Origin of the sequence: Pseudomonas psychrophila (assembly GCF_001043005.1) — a bacterium.
Lineage (GTDB): Bacteria > Pseudomonadota > Gammaproteobacteria > Pseudomonadales > Pseudomonadaceae > Aquipseudomonas > Aquipseudomonas psychrophila.
The window spans coordinates 408,265-429,245 of the sequence record NZ_JYKZ01000001.1 but is presented as its reverse complement, the minus strand read 5'-3'; the positions used below and the strand labels follow the sequence as shown (position 1 = coordinate 429,245).

General features: G+C 56.0%; 17 protein-coding genes, 2 tRNA genes and 4 pseudogenes. 10 read left to right on the top strand and 13 right to left on the bottom strand.

Annotation, left to right across the window (positions count from 1 at the left end; translation table 11 throughout):
* Nucleotides 1–20: 20 nt before the first annotated feature.
* The 4 genes and pseudogenes from TU76_RS02010 to tnpB all read right to left on the bottom strand — a co-directional run bounded on the left by TU76_RS02010 (nucleotide 21) and on the right by tnpB (nucleotide 3,843).
* Complete coding sequence (locus tag TU76_RS02010) at nucleotides 21–230, bottom strand: AlpA family transcriptional regulator (protein WP_048350959.1); 210 nt, start codon at nucleotides 228–230, stop codon at nucleotides 21–23.
* Between the two features lie 495 nt (nucleotides 231–725).
* Nucleotides 726–1,604: a LysR family transcriptional regulator gene (locus TU76_RS02005; RefSeq protein WP_239660157.1), complete on the bottom strand. Its 879-nt coding sequence runs from the start codon at nucleotides 1,602–1,604 to the stop codon at nucleotides 726–728.
* A 305-nt stretch (nucleotides 1,605–1,909) separates the two neighbouring features.
* Nucleotides 1,910–3,465 (bottom strand): annotated as a pseudogene (gene tnpC, locus TU76_RS02000) (IS66 family transposase).
* An 18-nt stretch (nucleotides 3,466–3,483) separates the two neighbouring features.
* Nucleotides 3,484–3,843, bottom strand: coding sequence for an IS66 family insertion sequence element accessory protein TnpB (tnpB, locus tag TU76_RS01995; protein ID WP_019437365.1), 360 nt, complete (start codon nucleotides 3,841–3,843; stop codon nucleotides 3,484–3,486).
* Nucleotides 3,844–4,006: 163 nt separating this feature from the next.
* Between tnpB and TU76_RS25545 the strand changes: the two are divergent.
* Nucleotides 4,007–4,256, top strand: a pseudogene (locus tag TU76_RS25545) (hypothetical protein).
* A 254-nt stretch (nucleotides 4,257–4,510) separates the two neighbouring features.
* Here TU76_RS25545 and TU76_RS01990 read toward each other — a convergent pair.
* The 4 genes and pseudogenes from TU76_RS01990 to TU76_RS25955 all read right to left on the bottom strand — a co-directional run bounded on the left by TU76_RS01990 (nucleotide 4,511) and on the right by TU76_RS25955 (nucleotide 6,800).
* A complete protein-coding gene (locus tag TU76_RS01990) occupies nucleotides 4,511–5,209 on the bottom strand; it encodes a pentapeptide repeat-containing protein (protein ID WP_048350957.1) in 699 nt (232 codons plus the stop codon).
* Nucleotides 5,210–5,933: 724 nt separating this feature from the next.
* Nucleotides 5,934–6,341, bottom strand: a pseudogene (locus tag TU76_RS01985) (alpha/beta hydrolase); the annotation flags it as partial.
* A 57-nt stretch (nucleotides 6,342–6,398) separates the two neighbouring features.
* Nucleotides 6,399–6,509: pseudogene (locus tag TU76_RS25960) on the bottom strand (short chain dehydrogenase); the annotation flags it as partial.
* A 3-nt stretch (nucleotides 6,510–6,512) separates the two neighbouring features.
* Nucleotides 6,513–6,800: an SDR family NAD(P)-dependent oxidoreductase gene (locus TU76_RS25955; protein WP_053070203.1), complete on the bottom strand. Its 288-nt coding sequence runs from the start codon at nucleotides 6,798–6,800 to the stop codon at nucleotides 6,513–6,515.
* 487 nt (nucleotides 6,801–7,287) lie between these two features.
* Between TU76_RS25955 and TU76_RS01975 the strand changes: the two genes are divergently transcribed.
* From TU76_RS01975 to TU76_RS01955, 5 genes are all read left to right on the top strand, one after another.
* Nucleotides 7,288–7,363: transfer RNA gene (locus TU76_RS01975), tRNA-Glu, on the top strand.
* Nucleotides 7,364–7,368: 5 nt separating this feature from the next.
* Nucleotides 7,369–7,444, top strand: a tRNA-Gly gene (locus tag TU76_RS01970).
* 281 nt (nucleotides 7,445–7,725) lie between these two features.
* Complete coding sequence (locus TU76_RS01965) at nucleotides 7,726–8,748, top strand: ABC transporter substrate-binding protein (protein WP_048350956.1); 1,023 nt, start codon at nucleotides 7,726–7,728, stop codon at nucleotides 8,746–8,748.
* Between the two features lie 21 nt (nucleotides 8,749–8,769).
* Nucleotides 8,770–9,621 carry an ABC transporter permease gene (locus tag TU76_RS01960; RefSeq protein ID WP_019827901.1) on the top strand — a complete coding sequence of 284 codons (852 nt, stop codon included), beginning with the start codon at nucleotides 8,770–8,772 and terminating at the stop codon, nucleotides 9,619–9,621.
* A complete protein-coding gene (locus TU76_RS01955; protein ID WP_019827902.1) occupies nucleotides 9,618–10,448 on the top strand; it encodes a quaternary amine ABC transporter ATP-binding protein in 831 nt (276 codons plus the stop codon). Before TU76_RS01960 ends, TU76_RS01955 begins: the two co-directional genes overlap by 4 nt.
* Nucleotides 10,449–10,470: 22 nt before the next feature.
* On the opposite strand, the gene TU76_RS01950 is transcribed toward TU76_RS01955, so the two are convergent.
* Nucleotides 10,471–11,097: an alanyl-tRNA editing protein gene (locus TU76_RS01950; protein ID WP_048350955.1), complete on the bottom strand. Its 627-nt coding sequence runs from the start codon at nucleotides 11,095–11,097 to the stop codon at nucleotides 10,471–10,473.
* A gap of 87 nt (nucleotides 11,098–11,184) precedes the next feature.
* Here TU76_RS01950 and TU76_RS01945 point away from each other — a divergent pair, with 87 nt between their 5' ends.
* Nucleotides 11,185–12,141, top strand: coding sequence for a LysR family transcriptional regulator (locus TU76_RS01945; protein WP_048351253.1), 957 nt, complete (start codon nucleotides 11,185–11,187; stop codon nucleotides 12,139–12,141).
* Between the two features lie 49 nt (nucleotides 12,142–12,190).
* Here the strand turns inward: TU76_RS01945 and TU76_RS01940 are convergent, their stop codons facing one another.
* Both TU76_RS01940 and TU76_RS01935 read right to left on the bottom strand, forming a co-directional pair.
* Nucleotides 12,191–12,607, bottom strand: coding sequence for a PA2817 family protein (locus tag TU76_RS01940; protein WP_019827906.1), 417 nt, complete (start codon nucleotides 12,605–12,607; stop codon nucleotides 12,191–12,193).
* Nucleotides 12,608–12,670: 63 nt separating this feature from the next.
* Nucleotides 12,671–15,118 (bottom strand): acyl-CoA dehydrogenase, encoded by a 2,448-nt coding sequence (locus TU76_RS01935; RefSeq protein ID WP_019827907.1) that lies wholly within the window; start codon nucleotides 15,116–15,118, stop codon nucleotides 12,671–12,673.
* Nucleotides 15,119–15,269: 151 nt separating this feature from the next.
* Between TU76_RS01935 and TU76_RS01930 the strand changes: the two genes are divergently transcribed.
* The 3 genes from TU76_RS01930 to TU76_RS01920 all read left to right on the top strand — a co-directional run bounded on the left by TU76_RS01930 (nucleotide 15,270) and on the right by TU76_RS01920 (nucleotide 17,738).
* The gene (locus tag TU76_RS01930) at nucleotides 15,270–15,896 is read left to right on the top strand and encodes a glutathione S-transferase family protein (protein WP_048350954.1); all 627 of its coding nucleotides are present in this window, start codon (nucleotides 15,270–15,272) and stop codon (nucleotides 15,894–15,896) included.
* 133 nt (nucleotides 15,897–16,029) lie between these two features.
* Nucleotides 16,030–16,962 (top strand): ABC transporter ATP-binding protein, encoded by a 933-nt coding sequence (locus tag TU76_RS01925; RefSeq protein WP_019827909.1) that lies wholly within the window; start codon nucleotides 16,030–16,032, stop codon nucleotides 16,960–16,962.
* Nucleotides 16,959–17,738, top strand: a complete 780-nt coding sequence (locus tag TU76_RS01920; protein WP_019827911.1) for an ABC transporter permease — start codon at nucleotides 16,959–16,961, stop codon at nucleotides 17,736–17,738. Before TU76_RS01925 ends, TU76_RS01920 begins: the two co-directional genes overlap by 4 nt.
* 134 nt (nucleotides 17,739–17,872) lie before the next feature.
* Here TU76_RS01920 and TU76_RS01915 read toward each other — a convergent pair whose 3' ends face one another.
* Nucleotides 17,873–20,122 carry a lipase family protein gene (locus tag TU76_RS01915; protein WP_048350953.1) on the bottom strand — a complete coding sequence of 750 codons (2,250 nt, stop codon included), beginning with the start codon at nucleotides 20,120–20,122 and terminating at the stop codon, nucleotides 17,873–17,875.
* Nucleotides 20,119–20,916 carry a hypothetical protein gene (locus TU76_RS01910; protein WP_048351252.1) on the bottom strand — a complete coding sequence of 266 codons (798 nt, stop codon included), beginning with the start codon at nucleotides 20,914–20,916 and terminating at the stop codon, nucleotides 20,119–20,121. Before TU76_RS01910 ends, TU76_RS01915 begins: the two co-directional genes overlap by 4 nt.
* Between the last annotated feature and the right edge of the window lie 65 nt (nucleotides 20,917–20,981).

Sequence of the window (20,981 nt, the reverse complement as noted above, 5' to 3'; positions counted from 1 at the left end):
GCAAGGAATGGGGAGCTCAGTCAGACGCGTTCTTTAAGACGGTCAGTGATCCACTGGTCGATCTCAGTGGAGTCCCAGCCAACGGCACGGACGCCAAGTTTTATGGCTTTGGGGAATTGGCCCGCTTTCATGAGGCTGTAAAGATAGGCGCGCTTGAAGCCTGTCTTGGCCTCAACTTCAGGCCGGCGGAGAATGCGTCGCTCCGCTGGAGCCGAGTTCTGTTCAGACATAGCAGTCACTCCTTAATGCTCAGTGGCACTTCTCGGGTTGACCTGTATTGAATCGCTGCCACCCCTGAAGCACATCAAACAATAGGACTGTGCTGACCACCGTATTGATGCTCCGTCATCCAAACTAAGGCTGCGAGGCAAAGCATTGCGGCCAACGCTATCCGTGGAGCTGACACTGTTAAAAGGTTCGGCGTCTTGATAAATAGTCTGTCTGGCGGAGGCTCGCTGTTCAAATCATAAGCGAGTGAACGCGGCATTTTTTGTCATGCGGGCGACAGAAAATGTCCGTCAGTAACGGTAGGTTGTGATTGACAAGCGCTACACCCTAGCGCGCTTGTGCATGAGCCGGTGCACACCAACTGAACTCAATGGCTAGCCCCTTTATCTCGCGACGATGAAGGGGATATTTGGGTCGTGCTCCAGACAAAAATGTATGGAACTTAATGTGAGAGTCCAGAACTGAGGATGGGGTGATCATTCTTGCTCACGCATCGGTCATGCTTCCCCGATTTGTTGCGCTCTTTTCATGAAGCGCTCCAGCTCTGCTGAAATTGGCCTCTCCGGTACAACGATGAATGTTGCCGTGTCGGGGATATCGTCGATCACCTGCCGAACAATGACGTCAGGGTGGTTGTAAATGGAAAGCTGCGATTCCAACCCGATACCAATGCCATAGCCAGCGGCCACCAGCATCATCATGGGCTCATGACCAGAAACCTGTTCAGCAATGGTGGGAGAGGGCAGCGAGTCGTCCTCAAACCAATGATTAATGACATTGCGTCCTCCGGCGCAACGTTCAGGATGGCAAAGAATCAGGGGGTGCCGGAGTGCTTCCCCAAGAGGCACTTTATCCAGGGAAAGCAGCGGATGGTGAGTGGGAATAGCAATGGCAGGGCGTTCGGCCCAAACCCTTAACTTTGTGAAGCCATTGGTGGCGTCTGTGCTGTCGACAGTGAAACCCGCATCTATCTCGTCGTGTAAGAGCGCTTTGTGCATCTCGTTGACTGTCATTTCACTGATTCTGATTTCCGTACTTGGCTCCTCCTCACGGCAGCGCGCGAGCAACCGTGTCAAGCGCGGTTGAGCCAAGCTGTCCGACAGACCGATGCGCAGCCGGCCGTGAAATCCCCGCGATGCTGACTGTACCCGGCTCTTGGCGCTATCTATGAAATCAAGGATTCGGCGAGCTTCCTCGCGAAACACTTCCCCTGCCCAAGTAAGACGAATACGCCCTTTGGTACGATGGAATAACTGAACTCCCAGATGATGCTCCAGCTCTTTGATGGTGCGAGACAGAGGTGATGGTTCGATGTGGACTCTGGCAGACGCGCGTGCGAAGCTCTGTTCCTCTGCGACCACCAGAAAGTAATTCAAATGTCGGACTCTCATTCGACTTGCTCCTTTTACTCCATTGGTTGTTATTAATTGCCCTGATTGCTGGCAAAGCTTCCCTGCTCAGTGTGCGACGAAGCCCTATGATTGCCTCGGTAGGCTCACCTTCCGCAGGAGGAGCAGGTGTGAGCGAGTAGGCTAAGCAAAGAGATCCGAGAGCGATTGAGCAGCGGGCGTGACGCCGCGAAGCATCCATAGATGCAATGCTGCAGATAATATGAGTAAGGCTGTCCTGATCTTTGGAGTGCGATCCATGAACCCCACCTTCTAAAAGATAGGGCCTCAGCTTACCGTGGTATCTCTGGCGAGCAGTTCCATGGCAGCAAGGCTTCGTAGTCTGAGACCGACGACGCATACGGCAGGCGCTCAAGTACGTGGCGCAGCCACGTATAGGGCTCCTGGCCGTTGACCTTGGCGGTCTCGACCAAGCTGTATATCTGCGCACTTGCCGTGGCGCCCTTGGGCGTGTCACTGAACAGCCAAGCCTTGCGCCCAATGACAAACGGTTTTATCGCACGCTCTGCCAGGTTGTTGTCGATTGGCAAATGGCCCGCTTCGACATACCGTTCCAGGCGGCTCCAGTTGTTTGCCAGGTAATGCACCGCCTTGCCCAATACGCTTTGCGGCGTCACCTGGGCGTACGTCTTGTCCAGCCAGCTTTTCAGCTGACCGAGGATCGGTAAGCTTCTTTCCTGGCGACCGATGAACCGCTGTTCGTCGCTGACCTCCTTGAGGTCGCGCTCGATGTCATCAGCTTATTGATCATCGTCAGCGCCACATCGGCTCGTCCGGTCTTACCCTTGGGCTGCACCTTTTGTGCTTCGACGAACTTGCGGCGCGCGTGAACCATGCATGCCAGTCGCTCGATACCGGGCTGCAACGCCAAAGCGTTGTAACCCGCATAATCGTCGGTCATCACATAGCCGCGATAGCTTTGCAGCAGACGCAATGGTACTTCCTGCGCACGGCTGGTGGTGTAGTCGAACAGCACAACTTGTCGATCAGGCGGGCCACTGGCTTGCACCCACATCCAGGATTGGCTGGTCGGGTCTCGATCCGGTTCTTTCAACACCTGGACGCGAGTCTCATCGCAATGAATCACCGAACTTTCCAGCAGCCGATCACGCATCAGGTTCAACAGCGGCTGGAAGTATTTACTGCACTGGATCACCCAACGCGCCAGGGTTTGTCGTGGAACCTCGATGCCGTGGCGGGACAGCACACTTTCAAACCTGTGTAGCGGCAAGCCATCGACGTACTTGGTCGTCAGCAGCATGGCCAGCACGCTTGGGCTGGCCATGCTTTTTTCGATTAACTGGGCGGGCTTGTCAGCAGTGACAGGAGCAGTCTCGCAACCACGGCAGCCATAGATCTTGCGCACGTGTTTGAGTACGCGGATCTGCATCGGCACGATATCGAGCTGCTCGCTGGTTTCTTCGCCGATGACATGCTTACGGCAACCGCAGGCGCAGGTCAGTTCGTGTTCGGGCAACTCATGGATAACTTCGATACGTGGCAGATTAGCCGCCAGTGGCTTGCGCTTGCCACGGCGCTTGACCGGGAAAACGACTTCTTCATCGGCATCATCGACTACAGCCAGCAGAGGGTCATTTTCCGCTTCATCGAACATGGCCAGTTGCGGCGTTTTGGGATCGACGGTTTGCTCGGACTTGCGGCCAAAGAAACGGTCACGCCATAACTTGATTTGCTCTTTCAGATCGTCAATTTGGACGATGTGGGCCTGATTGACTTCCTGCTCGCGCAAACGGGCAGCATAGCTCTCAAGCAATAATTGCTTGAGCAGGGCAGGATCGTCTGGGAGATTGTCGGGCACGGAAATCATGCCGCGGATTATACCGGGTCAGGCGACGTAGCGCGGAGTCAAAACCTGATGGGGACGGTTGCGCCAAAGGTCGAAACCGTCGAGCAGCCAATTGAGTTCTTGGACGGTCAGGACAATCGCTTCGTCGCTGGGCTCAGGCGACATTTTGAAGCGCTCGGCTTCCAGGCGCTTGAGCCAGAGGCAGAAGCCGTTGCGCTCCCAGTACAACACTTTGATCCGATTACGCGCCTTGTTGAGGAAGACGAAGAGCACGGGGTCGAACACGGCGACTTTGATATCCAGTTCTACCAAGGCAGTAAGGCCGTCGATGGACTTTCGAAAGTCCACAGGCTTGGGGTAGAGGTAGACTTTTTCGACTTTGCTGTCGGGGCGCATCATGCAGGGCTGGCTCCAGAAGGAAATCGGGAGCACAGCATCGGGCATCAGGTAAGCGCTTTGAATGTGGGGTTCATGGAGCACTTACGATCTTTGGGGTTCATACCGGCGGGTTTCGCTATCGCACACGGGGCGAGGTCCAGCATTGGCAGTCATGGGGGGCGTTATGACAATTCGCAGTGATTTTTTCTGGAGGTGGGCTGATCCAAATCTCCATCATAGGATCCATGAAGAGATCCTTCACGATGGAAAGCACATCGATGTTCAAGTGCGGCTTTCCCGTACAGGGGATGCCAGATGTTTATCAGTGTGTATGGCCGTCAGGGAGTCCGTTGTATGAAGAAGCTTTTGTTGCTCGCCCAAATGAGTCGATGACTGCAGCTATGGCCTGGGGGGCGGGCTCAAATGATGGCTGACAGATAAATGCTGCAGGCCGATGTTCAAACAGTGATTCGAGCTGGCCTATGAGGATTTTGACGGGGGTGACGCAGGGACTGAGCGCCACTAAAGCTCCACGACACCACCACATCCGAATCAGCCAAGCACCTCGACCGAGAATCATTGGCGCGGGTTTTGGGGACAGCACTGAGTCGTTATTTCTATGACAGCGACCTGCCCATCTACAATGCTATCCGTCACCGATGGACTACTTGCCGTAGCCCACGCTTGTTTAGAGCACTGTCAACCCCAACCCGCCGAGCAGCATGGATGCTTGCGTGCGGGAAATGATCGCCCCCTTGAACAGTTTAGCATCGACTAAGCGAAGCCCATCAAGGCTGGCTTCCCGCAGATCGGCCTGATCGAAGCGGGCGTCATTAACCCGTGCCAGTGAAAGACTGCCTCCATTGACAAATACGGCCTTGCGAAAATCGCAGTGGCTTAGGTCAGCCTCAGCGAAGTCCAGGTTGTTTAACTCGCTCTTATAAAACGAAATGCCCGGCAAGCAGGCGCTGCGGAGTACGCAATCGTTGAATTGAAGCCCCAGCGAGGACACATCGATAAAGTTGGCACCGGTGAGCTTACACGCCTCGAAGCTGACATGTGCCAGCTTGCTACGCTGCCATTTGCTGTTGTTGAGGTCGCAGCGTTGGAATTTTGCATCGGTCAACGTAGCCGAGGCGAAAATTACCTGAGCTCCACGGCAGTTGAGCCACTGGGTGGCATCCAGCTTCGCGGCAGTGAGGTCGCTGTTGGCAAAAAGGCATCGCTCGAAGCGCGCACCACGCAAATCTAGACGCGATAGATCTTGCCCACTGAAATCGACGTTGGTGAATGCCAGCCGCCTATCCTGAGCCGCGATCAATGCGGCCAGGCCACATCTATCAAGCTCATCTTGGTCAACGCTGCAGTAGGCCTCTTCGTGATCCATAAATTTCCCGTAGCTGTATGTTGGTTTACGTCTATGAAGTGATGCACTCAGTCGATCATTTTGTCGAAGCATAGATATCTGGCAAGCCAGCTGTAGAATCGCACGGTAAAGCATTCAAACATCACAGGCCTGCCATGGCTGCCTTGCCAAAATGGCTTAGTCGGCAAGTGTATCTAAACGGCCCTAGCTTCCTAGAAAGAAAACGTCGGGCTGATGATAGGCGGCAATTCTATCCTGCACGATCGAGCGGTTCATCGCCTCGGCGGTGCTCTTAAGTATGAGAGGTTTGAGGTGAATCGGGGAAGGACCGACGTGAGCGGAACTCCATATCAGTATCGTCTCACCCGACACCGGTAGGTTGTCGGCGTGCAGCCTGTATCACGCGGTGCTCCCGCAGCCCAAGGTGCCGGCTTCCTCCTATGCCGGATCATCGGCACCTCAATGATGTATTCCTTGGTAAACACAGTGAACACCGACAGCATTCTGTTCTGGATTCCTGGAGTGCCACTGTGGGCGCTTGCTGCGGTATGACGCCACCTCGCGAGTTCTGGAAGTGATACCGGCCCCTCCACGCAAATTCTCCTCATCGGGGCCTGCGGCAATGATCTCGACAACGCCATCTGGACTCCGGATTTTGGCGAAAACTTCCGCTTTTGTACGAAAGATCGCGATCTCGCGATTCCGAAAGAAATTCGCCTGGCTGCGGGGTAGTTCCCCCGCTTCCCTTGCCAGTGGAAAACTCCTCATAGCGCTGCACTGCGGCTTTGGCGAGCATGTCTTTGCGCTACTGCAGCGTCAGCGCATGGTTCAGCCCGTTGCGAGTGACCGCGCCCATGTCATACATGCTGACAGTGGCAATGGCTTTCAGGCGCGGGTCCATTTTTGCGGCACTGATGGCAAAGCCGCCGCTACCGCAAATGCCCAACACGCCAATGCGATTGCGGTCGATAAATTCCTGCGTACCGAGATAATCGACGGCTGTGCTGAACGCTTCCGAATACAGTTCCGGCGCTACGAGATTGGGAGGCTGTCCCTCGTTTTCACCCCAATAGGGCAGATCGATTGCCAAAATGACAAATCCCTGCTCCGCCAGTTTTTGGGCATAGAGCATTGAGCTTTGCTCTTTGACCGCCCAGTCTTTTTCGGTGACTTCGCTGATCGGCCCCACCGGTTGCTCGATACCGGCGTTGTTGAACGCGAGGTCGATTCGACCGAACTTCGCTACCGCGAGTTCTACTGCCTTCTTGACCTGTTCGTTGCTGCGTACATCGCAAGCGACAACGAGAGATTGGCCACCAATCCGCTAGATGACCCGTGCCGTCTCCTGCGTACCTTGTTCAGAGATGTCCACCAGGACGACGATTGCGCCTTCTTGCGCAAAGACGATGGCGGTGGACCGCCCGATACCGCTCGTGGCGCCAGTGACAAACGCCACTATCCCTGCAAACCGTTGGCTGTGCTGGATGTTCATAAAAATTGCTTGTCGGTTGAAATGCGTGCAATAGCTGCCGCTAAAGCCGCCACCAATCATCAAGAGCGGCGGAAAGGAATGCTTCGACTGTGTATGGAATCGCACGCGATAGCAGTGCATGGCTCATGATTAGAAGGGCCATCAATTCCGATAAATGGGGGTGGTTTTCATGTACTTGTGAAAAAACTCAATAATTGAGAGGTGTCCGGTGTCCGGTGTCCGGTGTCCGGTGAACGGTGAACGGTGAACGGTGAGAGGTGAGAGGTGAGAGGTGCTGCTACCACCCATGGACCCTCGCCAGATCAGCGGCTGCTTATGCTCACTGGAAGTCTGTTTGACTCGCTGTACCAGGCCCACCACAGCTCAGCATGGAATTATTTTCCCCTGGCTGTTGACAGGATGGTCGAACAAGTCCAGAATTGCGTCCATTCCTGAGATAGGAAAGCGGAAAAACCTTTGTTAATCAAATGGTTAGAGGCTAGATTAGAGTCTCGTTTCCCGCTCCATTTTTAAGCAGCTTCGCTTTCGGGCGGAGTTGAGTGAAAGCCAATTCATTAGCGTTTGTTAGTGATCTGGCACTGAAATGTACGTGTACATTTCGGGCAACGTCCCCTTCGTCTAGTGGCCTAGGACACCGCCCTTTCACGGCGGTAACAGGGGTTCGAGTCCCCTAGGGGACGCCATTATTGCGGGAATAGCTCAGTTGGTAGAGCACGACCTTGCCAAGGTCGGGGTCGCGAGTTCGAGTCTCGTTTCCCGCTCCAAATTTTGTTTTTTGGAGCTACGCAGTTTCAAAAAACACACAAAAAGCAGCCTTAGGGCTGCTTTTTGCGTTTTTGGGTTTTGATTTTCCGTTCACCCCTCGCAAAAAACCTGCAGCAATGGTGCGATCGGCATCTGTCCGAATGTTTGTACCGCTCTCTCGATTTCAGCAGCTACGCTGAAAACATCGCAGCCCATATTTTCCAAGGCTTTAGGCGCTCTCGCAGAGAAGACGACTGGCAAGTTGCGTGCTCGGCCGTCCCTCCATAACCAGAGAAACCGTATGACTAACTTTAAAAAGTGGCTTGGTGGTTCACTGCTGGCATTTGGGCTTGTCGCTCAGCCAGTATTGGCAGATAACACGGGCAACCCCGTTCACTTCGGCGACCTCACCTGGGAGAGCGGCAGCCTGATCACTGAAGTGCTGCGTCTGATCACCGAAAAAGGCTATGGCGTTGCAACCGACACCTTGCCCGGCAGCACCGTAAGCCTGGAAGCTGCGCTGGCCAAAAATGACATTCAAGTGATCGGCGAAGAGTGGGCAGGGCGAAGTCCCGTGTGGATCAAGGCTGAGGCCGAAGGCAAGGTTTTCGGTTTGGGTGACATCGTCAAGAACGCCAGCGAGGGCTGGTGGGTGCCGGAGTATGTAATCAAGGGCGATCCGGCAAAAGGCATCAAGGCATTGGCACCGGACTTGAAGTCGGTCAACGATCTGGCCCGCTATAAAGAAGTATTCCGTGATCAGGAAGACCCTGCTCGTGGGCGCTTCCTTAATAGCCCCAGCGGTTGGACCTCCGAGACCGTCAACAGCCAAAAGCTCAAGGCTTATGGTCTGGATAAGGACTTCGTTAACTTTCGCACCGGTTCAGGGGCGGCGCTGGATGCCGAGATCAGCTCCTCGATCCGTCGTGGCAAGCCGGTGTTGTTCTACTACTGGTCACCGACTCCGCTGATAGGGCGCTACAAACTGATCAAGCTCGAAGAGCCGCCTTTCGACGCCGAGGCCTGGAAGACCCTGGCTGATGCCAACAACCCCGAACCCAAAGGTACGCGCTCATTACCGGCGAAACTGTCCATTGGCGTATCGGCACCTTTCAAAGCCCAATACCCGCAGTTGGTCGAGTTCTATGAAAAGGTCGATTTCCCTATCGACTTACTCAACATCACCCTTGCCCAAATGAGCGAAAAGCGCACCGAGCCGCGCAAGGCAGCCGAAGCTTTTTTGCGCGAGCAGCCGCAGATCTGGCACGCCTGGGTGACCCCGCAAGCGGCTGAAAAAGTCGATGCAGCGCTTGAATCTCAATAACCCGCGGAGCACGAGCATTGCATGTTTCCTGACAATCTGACGTTTTCCATCGCAGGGTGGGTCAATGACGGGGTTGATGCACTGGTCAGCAATTACGGCGATGTGTTCCGGCATATCTCCGAAACGCTGCTGTGGGCCATCATCCATCTCGAAAACCTGCTGCGCATTACCCCGTGGTGGCTGATGCTGGCCATCGTTGGAGTGATTGCCTGGCATGCCACACGCAAAATCCTCAGCACTCTGTTGATCATCGGCCTGTTGTTTTTGGTAGGTGCAGTTGGCCTGTGGGACAAGCTGATGCAAACCCTGGCGCTGATGATGGTCGCCACGGTGATTTCGGTGTTGCTGGGCATCCCCCTCGGGATTCTGGCCGCACGCAGCAACCGGCTGCGTTCCGTGTTGATACCACTGCTGGACATCATGCAGACCATGCCCAGTTTCGTGTACCTGATTCCTGTGCTGATGCTGTTTGGCCTGGGCAAGGTTCCGGCGATTTTTGCCACGGTAATTTATGCCGTGCCGCCGCTGATCCGCCTGACCGACCTGGGTTTGCGTCAGGTCGACCGTGAGGTGATGGAGGCGATTAACGCGTTCGGCGCGAACCCCTGGCAGCAGCTGTTTGGCGTGCAATTGCCACTGGCCATGCCCAGCATCATGGCCGGTATTAACCAGACCACCATGATGGCATTGTCGATGGTCGTGATTGCCTCAATGATAGGTGCCCGGGGCCTGGGCGAGGATGTGCTGGTGGGGATTCAAACACTCAACGTCGGCAAAGGCCTGGAGGCTGGTCTGGCCATTGTCATTCTGGCAGTGGTGATCGACCGCATCACTCAAGCGTATGGCCGGCCTCGGCGTGGAGGCCCGAAATGAATGAAATGGCGATCAACAAGATCGAGGTGCGTAACGTCTTCAAGGTGTTTGGCAACCGCGAAAAAGAAGTGATGGCCCTGATTCGTGAAGGCAGAACCAAAGACGAAGTGCTGGCCAGAACCGGCTGCGTTATCGGTATCAACGATCTGTCGTTGTCGATCCGCGCCGCAGAGGTGTTCGTCATCATGGGGTTGTCCGGCTCGGGCAAGTCCACGCTGGTGCGGCATCTGAACCGTTTAATCGACCCTACCAGCGGCCAGATTCTGGTGGATGGTGAAGACATCCTTGAATACGACATGCCCGCCTTGCGCCAGTTTCGGCGGCACAAAATCAGCATGGTTTTTCAAAATTTCGGTCTGTTACCTCATCGCAACGTGATTGAAAACGTCGCGTATGGCTTGAAGGTGCGGGGCGACAGCAAGGCGCAATGGGAAGAGCGAGCGCAGCACTGGATTTCCACGGTCGGGCTGGAGGGGTATGAGCACGCTTTTGTTCATCAGCTGTCGGGCGGTATGCGCCAGCGTGTCGGGCTGGCCCGGGCGTTGGCGACCGACACTGATATCATTCTGATGGACGAAGCCTTCAGTGCCCTCGATCCGCTGATCCGTGCCGAGATGCAGGACCAGTTGCTGGAGCTTCAACGAAGGCTGCAAAAAACCATCGTGTTTATCACCCATGACCTGGACGAAGCGTTACGCATCGGTAATCGCATCGCCGTGCTCAAGGACGGGCGTTTGATTCAGGTCGGCACCCCCCGGGAAATCCTGCAGTCCCCGGCGGATGACTACGTGGACCGGTTCGTCCAGCGGCGTCGCACCAGCATTTAGGTTGTTTGAGCCGATGTCATGGTCAATTCAGATCGTAACGCACGGACAGCACACCTTTTTTGAGGGTGACAGAAAGCACGTTGACCGCCACTAATTCGCTCAGGGAGCGAACATGGGTGCCACCGCACGGATAGCTCGGCAAATTGCCAAATCCGACGGCGCGTTGGCTGGAGTCTAGATGAAGCTGGCGGGGTAAGTCGGCACTGATCCAGCGCTCCAGTTGTAGCTGGATGGCTGGGGCTTCCAGTGGTTGAGCGTCTTCGCCGGGGGTGAAGCTGACCCGGCATTCGCCCGGCCAGTGATGTGCCTTGGTCGGCATCCAGCCAGCCTGTTCGCCGAGGACTCCAATCAAGTGCCCGGCACTGTGCAGTCGGGCGTTGAGATGTCGTCGCGCTGCATCCACCTGAGCGCGTGCGGGGCCAGGTGCAATGGCCTGCGTGACGTAATGCACAATGTTGTCTTGTTCTTGCAGCACCTTCACCACTTCACTGTCACCGATCAGGCCCAGATCGCACGGCTGCCCGCCGCCTTGCGGATGAAAAGGGGTCGCCTCCACGGTCACGGCAAATACGTCTTCGTGGGCTGTGCAACGGATCACGTTAATGTCTGCAGTCAGTGCGTCATCGGTAAAAAAGAGGCGTTGGGTCATTATGGTGTCCTGGTCGGTGTCTTTTTTTAGTATAGAGTTGCGCGTTGACCGTGATAATCCACCAGAATTTCAATGGACCTGTGCGCTGTGAGCATAAATCTACCGTTATCGTTGTTGGCTGAAATGGTGATGTTCGTGAAGGTGGTCGAGGCCGGGAGCTTCTCTGAAGTGGCGCGGCAGCTCGGTACATCACCTTCTGCGGTCAGTCGCAGCGTTTCGCGTCTGGAAAAAGCCCTGGCTATCCGTTTACTGCAGCGCACCACGCGCAAATTACGCTTGAGCGATGATGGCGAAGAAGTCTTCAAGCGCTGCTGTGAGGTGGCGGGTGCTGCCCAATCCGTCATGGACCTTAGCGGGCGCTTCACCCGCAGCGCTGAGGGCTTGATCCGGATCAGCGTGCCCAAGGCCGTTGGGCGTTATGTGATTCACCCGCACATGCCCGAGTTTTTACGGCGCTACCCACACGTTGATGTGCAATTGATTCTGGAAGACCGTTATGTCGACCTGATCGATGACAACGTTGACCTGAGCATTCGTATCACCGACCAGCCGCCTCCGGGGCTTGTGGGGCGTCAATTATTCCCGATCGAGCATGTGTTATGCGCCACGCCTGCTTATTTGGCGGAGCACGGCACGCCCGCCGAGCCCGAGGATTTACGTGGGCATAGCTGTATTTATCTGGGAGAAACACCAGCGGATGCACGGTGGAAATTTAAGCAGAGCGCCAGGTCGGTAACCGTTGGCGTGCGCGGGCGCTACGCAGCCAATCACACCGGGGTGCGGCTGGATGCCGTGTTACAGCATCTCGGAATTGGCAGCCTGCCGTACTTCACTGCGCGTCAGGCACTGGATCAAGGGCTGATCGTTCAAGTGTTGCCTAAGTGGAGTTTTATTGCTTCCTACCATGGAGGTGCATGGCTGCTGCATGCACCATCGCGTTATTTGCCCCCCAAAATGCGGGTGTTCATCGACTATTTGGTTGAGCAACTGGCGCAGGAACCCACCCTTGAAATGGGGCGGACACAGGAATTTCGTCCTTCATAAAAAAGCCCGCGCGGTAAACCGGGCGGGCCTTGAATAGTTTGCGAAGCGATCAGTGCTGTGTGCTGTCGTCTGACACAGGCATCGCCATCAGTTGTTTTTCCTGATTCCAGTCGAACGGCTCGTCGTTCTGTTCTGCTTCGTGACGACGCTCTTCCAGTGCTTCATACATGTCCAGTTCTTCATCCGACAGGAAGTTGAAGCAGGCACCACCGAAGTACCAGAGCAGATCACGCGGGACCAGGTGAGCGATCTGTGGATAGCGCTCGATGACCTGGCACATGATGTCCTGGCCCAGATATTGGCTATTGATCGGGTCAACCGGCAGCGAACTGCGCATGTCGTCAAAGCGTTCCAGAAACAGAGCGTGGCTTTCCTCAGGGATCTGCTCAGCGTCACCGACAGCAACCAGGATGCTGCGCAGAATGTCGAGCAAGACAAGGTTGTGGTTCAGATCATTGGTGGCCATTGCGGGTGTCCTCTAGAGCAAAACGGGCGCGAGAGTATAAAGCCCCCGGCGCCCGCTGTCCCGTTATCGAATCTTTCCTTCACTGTGGGTGAGTTCTTCCTTGGAGAAGTCATCCACATCAATCACCTTGCGCCGCGCCGCTTCAGCGGTGCGTAGCGTGTGTGCCTCGGCCGGTTGCAGTACGCCGGCTTGCAGTGCTGCATCGATGGACGGTTCTCCCGCCTCCGGTTTTACCTGACCGCTTTTAAGGGCTTGATGCAATTTTTTGTGCAGCGGGCGCGCCTCATTCAGCAGGTCGCAGGCATGTTGCAAGGCGCCCACCGCGTCGTCTGGCGATTGTGGGCGATAACAGCCCGAGAGCACCGCCTCAAGCGTCGGATCACCCTTGCCACGACCCAGTACTTCGGCAACTTCGGCATCCAGCTCATCTGATGGCCCGGTGTGGCGTCGACCAAACGGGAACACCACGCCGCGCAGCAGGCAGCCCAGTATGCGGCTCGGGAAGTTTTTCAGCAGTTCATCCAGTGCGCGCTCGGCGTGCCCTAGGCTTTCTTCCATGGCCCATTTGAACAACGGGTTGAGGTACTCCGGCGAGTCCAGATCGTGGTAACGCTTGAGCGCGGCGCTGGCCAGGTACATGTGGCTCAACACGTCACCCAGACGCGCGGACAAACGCTCGCGACGTTTGAGCTCGCCCCCCAGCAGCATCATGCTCAGGTCGGCCAATAGTGCAAAGGCTGCTGCCTGGCGGTTCAGTGCCCGGAAATAACCTTGGCTCAGGGCGTTGCCCGGTGCATGTTCAAATCGACCAAGGCCCAGGTTCAGCACAAAAGTGCTGGCCATGTTGCTGATCGCAAAACCGATATGCTTAAGCAGCAGGTCGTCAAACTCAAGCAGTGCCTGATCCTTGTCTTCACGCCCGGCCAGGGCCATCTCCTTGAGTACGAAGGGATGGCAGCGAATGGCGCCCTGACCAAAGATCATCAGGTTGCGTGACAGGATGTTTGCGCCTTCCACGGTGATGAAAATCGGCGCGCCTTGCCAGTTGCGGCCCAGATAGTTGTTGGGCCCCATGATGATGCCCTTGCCGCCGTGGACGTCCATGGCGTGGCTGATGCATTCGCGGCCGCGTTCGGTGAGGTGGTACTTGAGAATCGCCGACAGTACCGAAGGTTTCTCGCCCAGGTCCACTGCGTTGGCGGTGAGCATGCGCGCGCTGTCCATCAGCCAGGCGTTGCCGCCAATTCGTGCCAGGGCTTCCTGGATACCCTCGAAGGCGGCCAGCGGCACATTGAACTGCTCACGCACCTGGGCGTACTGCCCGGTCACCAGACTGGTGAACTTGGCTGCGCCGGTGCCGACAGCCGGTAACGATATCGAACGCCCGACCGACAGGCAGTTCATCAGCATCATCCAGCCCTTACCGAGCATTTCCTGGCCACCGATCAGGTAATCCAGGGGGATAAATACGTCTTTGCCTGAGTTTGGACCGTTCATGAAGGCTGCGCCCAAAGGCAGATGGCGGCGGCCGATCTCAACCCCGGGGGTGTCAGTGGGGATCAGCGCAAGGCTGATGCCAAGGTCTTCCTTGTCGCCCAGCAGATGGTCCGGGTCGTGGGCCTTGAAGGCCAGGCCAAGCAGGGTGGCGACAGGGCCCAGAGTGATGTAGCGCTTCTCCCAGTTCAGACGCAGGCCGATCACTTCTTCGCCTTGCCATTGGCCTTTGCAAATGATCCCGGTGTCGGGCATTGCGCCGGCATCGGAGCCGGCCAGCGGGCCGGTCAGGGCAAAGCAGGGGATGTCATCGCCACGGGCCAGGCGTGGCAGGTAGTGGTCGCGCTGCTCATCGGTGCCGTAATGCAGCAGCAACTCGGCGGGGCCGAGGGAGTTGGGCACCATTACGGTGGAGGCCAGATCGCCACTGCGGGTGGCCAGCTTCATTGCTACCTGGGAGTGGGCGTAGGCCGAGAAACCTTTGCCACCGTAGGCTTTCGGGATGATCAGGGCGAAGAAGCCGTGTTCCTTGATATGCGCCCAGGCCTGTGGCGGCAAATCCATGGCCTGCCCGATTTCCCAGTCGCTGACCATCGCGCACAGTTCTTCAGTGGGGCCATCAATAAACGCCTGTTCTTCTTCTGTGAGCTTGACCTTGGGGTAAGCCAGAAGCTGGTTCCAGTCGGGGCGGCCGCTGAACAATTGACCATCCCACCATACGGTGCCGGCGTCGATGGCATCGCGCTCGGTTTGCGACATGGGTGGCAGGGTCTTTTGAAACCACTTGAACAGCGGTGCGGTAAATATTTTGCGCCGAAGGTCTGGCAACAGCAGCAGAGCGGCGGGCGCTGCCAGCAGTAGCCAAAGGATTGTCAGCAACCAGCCCGGCACATGGCCGATGACACCCATTGCCAACAGATAAACCGCGACAACAGCCAGAGTCGTCAGCGGAGCGATGCGGCGATGGGCCATATAGGCGATGCCAACAATCAGAACCAGTATCCACAACAACAGCATATTTAATCCTCCATGAAACCAGGGGCGATAACTCTTGTGAGCTTAGTCGCAACTTCCGATCAAGGTTGTAAGGATAGTGACCTTGCGCTGGAGGCAGAGTTCGACATCCCGGCGTAGACTCCGTCGGCGTCTATCAATCAGGAGCCAGATCATGCTGAAAGTGTGGGGTCGCAAGAATTCGTCAAACGTGCGCAAGGCGTTGTGGTGTGTCGAAGAATTGGCGTTGCCGTATAGCCGGGTAGAGGCGGGCGGTGCATTTGGAGTGGTCGACAGTCCTGAGTACCGGTCGTTGAATCCCAATGGTCGGGTTCCCATGATCGAGGAGGATGACGGCTTTGTGCTGTGGGAATCAAACGCCATCGTGCGTTACCTCACAGCCAGATATGGTTCGGACACGTCCTGGTATCCAACCGATGCCCGAGTGCGTGCGCAGGCTGATAAATGGATGGACTGGACCAGTACCTCATTTGCGGTTGAGTTTCGTGCAGTGTTCTGGGGTGTTCTGCGCACGCCTGCCGAGGAGCAGGACTGGGTGAAAATCAACGCCGCCATCAAAGCCTGCGATCAATTGCTGGCTGTTGTGGATCAGGCGCTGGCTGAAAAACCCTACCTGTCGGGTGATGAGATCGGCATGGGCGATATCCCGCTGGGATCCTTTATCTATGCCTGGTTTGAAATGCCCATCGAACGTGCGCCCCTGCCGCATTTGAGTGCCTGGTATGAGCGCTTGAAGCAGCGTCCGGCTTACCGAAATGCAGTGATGACCGCGTTGACTTAATAGCCACTATTAATACGGGCGACTGTACTTGTGCGGCGAGGCCAAGCACCATACGGCCTTGTCGGACTTGCCCTACAGGTAGTTCGCCCTTACTTATACCTCCCCATTTCCCCATCTTGGTGCGTAATCCGATATGAGTTCCGCTCTGTCCATACGGCAGCTAACCAAAACCTACGGCAACGGTTTCCAGGCCCTGAGTGGTATCGATCTGGATGTTGCTGAAGGTGACTTTTTTGCCTTGCTGGGCCCTAACGGCGCCGGCAAATCCACGACCATCGGCATTCTCTCGACCCTGGTAAATAAAACCAGCGGTACGGTGAATATCTTTGGCCATGACCTCGATCGCAATCCGGCAGCCCTTAAGCGCTCGATTGGCGTGGTGCCGCAGGAGTTCAATTTCAACCAGTTTGAAAAGACCTTCGACATCGTCGTGACCCAGGCGGGTTACTACGGCATCCCAGCCAAAATCGCCAAGGAGCGTGCTGAAAAGTACCTGACGCAGTTGGGGCTTTGGGATAAACGCGACACGCCTTCGCGCTCGTTGTCCGGTGGCATGAAACGCCGCTTGATGATTGCCCGGGCCTTGGTGCACGAGCCGCGTCTGTTGATTCTCGATGAGCCCACTGCGGGTGTGGATATCGAGCTGCGTCGCTCGATGTGGAGTTTTCTCACCGAGCTGAACGAGCAGGGCACGACTATCATCCTCACCACTCACTATCTGGAGGAGGCTGAGCAGTTGTGCCGCAACATCGGGATCATCGACCACGGCACTATTGTTGAAAACACCAGCATGCGCCAGTTGCTGGGGCAGTTGCATGTCGAGACCTTTTTGCTCGATTTGAAGCATCCATTGCAGGCGGCCCCGCAGTTGATCGGCTATCCGAGTCAATTGCTCGACGCCAGTACGCTGGAAGTACAGGTCGACAAAGCCGTGGGTATTACCGGTCTGTTCACTCAGTTGGCTGCGCAAAGCATCGAAGTGGTGAGCCTGCGCAATAAAACCAATCGCCTTGAGGAGTTGTTCGTGTCGTTGGTCGAAAAAAACCTGGCAAAGGTGGCGGTATGAGCTCGGAGCTGCGTCCCAACCTAGTCGCGTTGAATACTATCGTTTACCGCGAAGTTCGACGCTTCATGCGCATCTGGCCGCAGACACTGCTGCCGCCTGCGATCACCATGGTGCTGTACTTCGTGATTTTCGGTAACCTGATCGGTCGACAAATCGGTGATATGGGTGGTTTCACCTATATGGAGTACATCGTGCCGGGCTTGATCATGATGTCGGTGATTACCAACTCCTACGGTAACGTGGTCTCAAGCTTCTTTGGTGCCAAGTTTCAGCGCTCGATTGAAGAGCTGATGGTGTCGCCGGTATCGCCCCACACCATTCTGATCGGTTTTACCGTGGGCGGGATTTTGCGCGGGTTGATCGTGGGCTTGATCGTGACGCTGCTGTCGCTGTTCTTCACCCACCTGCAGGTACACCATCTGGGCCTGACCATTGTGGTCGTGGTGCTGACGGCGACGATCTTCTCGCTGCTGGGGTTTATCAACGCCGTATTTGCGCGCAACTTCGACGATATTTCGATTATCCCGACCTTCGTGCTGACGCCGCTGACTTACCTGGGCGGGGTGTTTTACTCGATCACACTGCTGCCGCCGTTCTGGCAGAGCGTGTCGCTGGCCAACCCAGTGCTGCATATGGTCAACGCATTCCGCTACGGGATTCTTGGAGTGTCGGACATCAAGATCAGCGTGGCGCTGACCTTCATGGTGGTGGCAACCATCGTGCTGTACTTCGGCTGCGCGAAACTGCTGGTGAGCGGGCGGGGTATGCGTCAGTAGTTGGGAGCGCCATGTCTTTGAGCTGCGCTGCCGTGTAGAGAACATGCCGTTGTCTTGGGTAATGACTTGTCTTGCTAATCAATAAGATAAGCCATGTTCTGTTCACGCAGCGCTAGAGCGGTATCCCAAACGGGCTAGCTAAACGAATCAATATCAAAATTGAAGGGTGTTCCCGGAATGCGGACTCCGGTAATGGCTGCTATCGCCCGCTCATCATCATCGTCGGCTGCTGGCGGAGCCATTGCCAGTTGTTCCTCCTTACGGTTCTCTGCATGAGCTTTCCAGCGAGGCAAATCGTCCTCTGCCAGTTCGGGTAGTCCCGCGAACAAGCCATACACATCGGCCTCACTGATACGGTTTGCCCGTAACTCGCTCAGCCGCGTGCGCGTGATTTCTATGTTGGTGAACTCTTGTTGAAGAGCGGCCATCGCCGCGGCTTGATGACTGACATATCTGTCGGGGCTCGCCGCCAGACGGCTCTCCAGGGTGAGTATTTGCCGCTTGGCATTCGTTAATGCCTCATCCACTTGCTCAAACTCATCAATAGTCACCAATGAGCGATTGGACTCCTGAGCAGCCTGCCAGCGGCGCAGGCTGGCCCAACAGTTTGGAATGTAGCTGACGACCATTTTGTGGTGGGCATTATCAATCACCTGCCGCAAGAATGGGCCGCGGGCGGGCAGGCCGTCGGTTGCCTTCAGCGCTACGGCACAACCGTGGTCGTTGATGGTGCTGCACCCTGGCTTCCAGAGGATCGAGGACATGATGCCCGCGTTAAAGTAGACCGGCATGAAGTGTCGCAGTGTGCCGTGGTGGGCGTAGGGCTCACCGGTCATGTTGACCATGCCCAGTACCAGCGATGCCACCCCGATAGCCGGATTCACCACGGTAACGACACCCTGTGCCATGTACTCCCGCTGGGTGGACGTATTCATCCATGTCGATGGAACGCTTGGCACCGGGTCGTTGTGGTTGACTATGCGGTGGTGAACCAGCGGTTTTGCGCCCTCAACGAAGACCTTGTCACCGGCCCGGGGGGCACCGTAGGTGTAAAGCACGATGTCTGCTGTATACCGTTTATCACGTCGTAGCATTTCAGACACGATCAAGGCAATCGCCCCGCCCAGGCTGTGCCCGGTGATAACCAGCTTTTGTCCGCTGTAAAACTTGTTCAGGTAACGGGTAACAAAAAGGTAGGCCACCTTGGCCGCACCATAAAATCCGTTGTGCACCTTGCCAGGCGAATCGCCAAAGGGCACCTGAGTCGCATCCATGTCGCGCAAGGCATCAGCCACACTGGCCGTGCCCCGGATCGAGAGAAGAATCAGCGCATCATGGTGAGTGATGAAAGCTTGGGTATCGGTGCCACCGTCTTCTGCACGATCATCAAGCCAGTGAATAGTCGCCGGATTTTCCTGCTTTTCCCCCAGGCTTGGGCTATTAACCTGCGGGTAGAGTTCCGGGTCGAAGGGCACCACCTCCAGGCGTCTGGAGTACGGCACCTCCTCATACAGCGGGTAATACGCCTTTCCCCCGGCCTGCGCCGCATCCACCTGCCAAAGCTCGTCAAATTTTGCTAATGCGTCAGCAAACCAATTGCCGATGCTCGGCTGTAGCGGAAAGCTCACTGTGTCGGTTTCTACCGGATGATCGTTGGGCTGCTGGGCGAAGTCGCTGTAACTCAGGGTTGACATCAGTGCCAGCTGGTAGAGGTTGAGCGCGCAGAAATCGTTGCTGGGTGACAGCATGGGGCGCAGGGCGCGCAGAGGGCGCACCTCCAGCACGGTGTGCCGGTTCGGCATCAGCGCAACGCCGAAACGTTTTGTTAGCTCAGGCTTGTAGCCAGCACTCCCTTTGACAGGTAGCGGTCGAAACAGCTTAAAGACATGGAAGTTGGGAGGGGAATGGCGTGCGGCCAACGGCGGCAGGTGTGCGCCGTGTTCCACGAGTTCTCGTACCTCTACCTGATAAAAGGCACCTGCATTGGTCTTGTCTTGTGCAGGATTGGATTGAGTGCGAAGACCGGACTTATTGGAGAAGCGAGTTTTTTCGGCTCGTACCTGTAGTTCGGTGATGGGTAGGGGGTAGTTTTTCCGGACTATTAGTTCGTTGTAGTCGTCTTCACGACCTTGGTATGTCTGATTCAGTCGAAGCTCCACAGGGCCGCAGTAGTGGTTTTCCACCTTGCCGGAGCCTGTCGCATCCAGCTTGCCGGTGTAAATAATGTCTTCGTGGTCGATGATTTGATAGGCCAGCCCGGCATAAGGTTGTCCATCGCCGAACTCGTCCACTAACTGAAAACTGGTCGAGTGTTCCCGTAAAGGGCAAGCGTGAATGGTGCCATCCATGGATGACCTGTCACGTTCTGGCAGTGCAAGGCTCATGGGGCAATCTCCTTGTTTTCAGTACAACCGGGGTAAATGGTGCAGGTGTCGCGGCCATCCGGCATGCGGAAGGTGCTGAAGTCTTTGTGGTTGCCGTAGCAGAAAGCGTGCTGGTCTTCAAAACCTTTGCCCATACAGCGTTTCCAGCCACCGGGTACCTTGACCCAGGTATCGCCCATGTAGGGTTCTTCCTCATCAGCCAGCTTGATCTTCAGTTTTACGGTTTTGCCCGGCAACTGATCGAGGGTGTACGCGGCAAACGGACGACCTTTGGTGACATTGCCCTGGGCATCGGTGTTTTTGCAGTCAAGTATTTTGGTGATGTAACGCTTGGGGCCAATCGTGCGAAATAACCACTGACACTGCCCCGAAAACTGGCTTTCACCAGCCGCATTGAAGGTGCCCTTGTCGCGAGCGTCGAGATAATCGCGCACCGCGATAAACCCGGAATCACCGCCTGAGTCACCAAAGTCTTTGCCGTATACCCCATTGATCTCAAGGTCTATGCCATTCAGCACCAACTCGCAGCCTTTGCGGGCGCGGTGTATTTCAATCTCTACAGTGGCCTTGTATTCAGCCCACCATTCGCGGTTGAACTGCTGTTTCACATTGTTATACCTGCCCAGGTTGCAAGATTGACCGGGGACGGGCACGTAGGTCACTTTCGCGACATAGGCAAAGCCCGGAGGCATGTCGGCAGTAAGGGTAAAAGTGTCGGACTTTCCTCTGGCTGAGCAGCCGACGGTCAAGGCCAGGCAACTGCCAAGAATTAAACTCTGAATGACGCGTTTTATACGGGGGCAGGTATGGATACGGCTATCAAAGGACGCTTTAACACTGTCTTTCAGGGAAGCAAGGC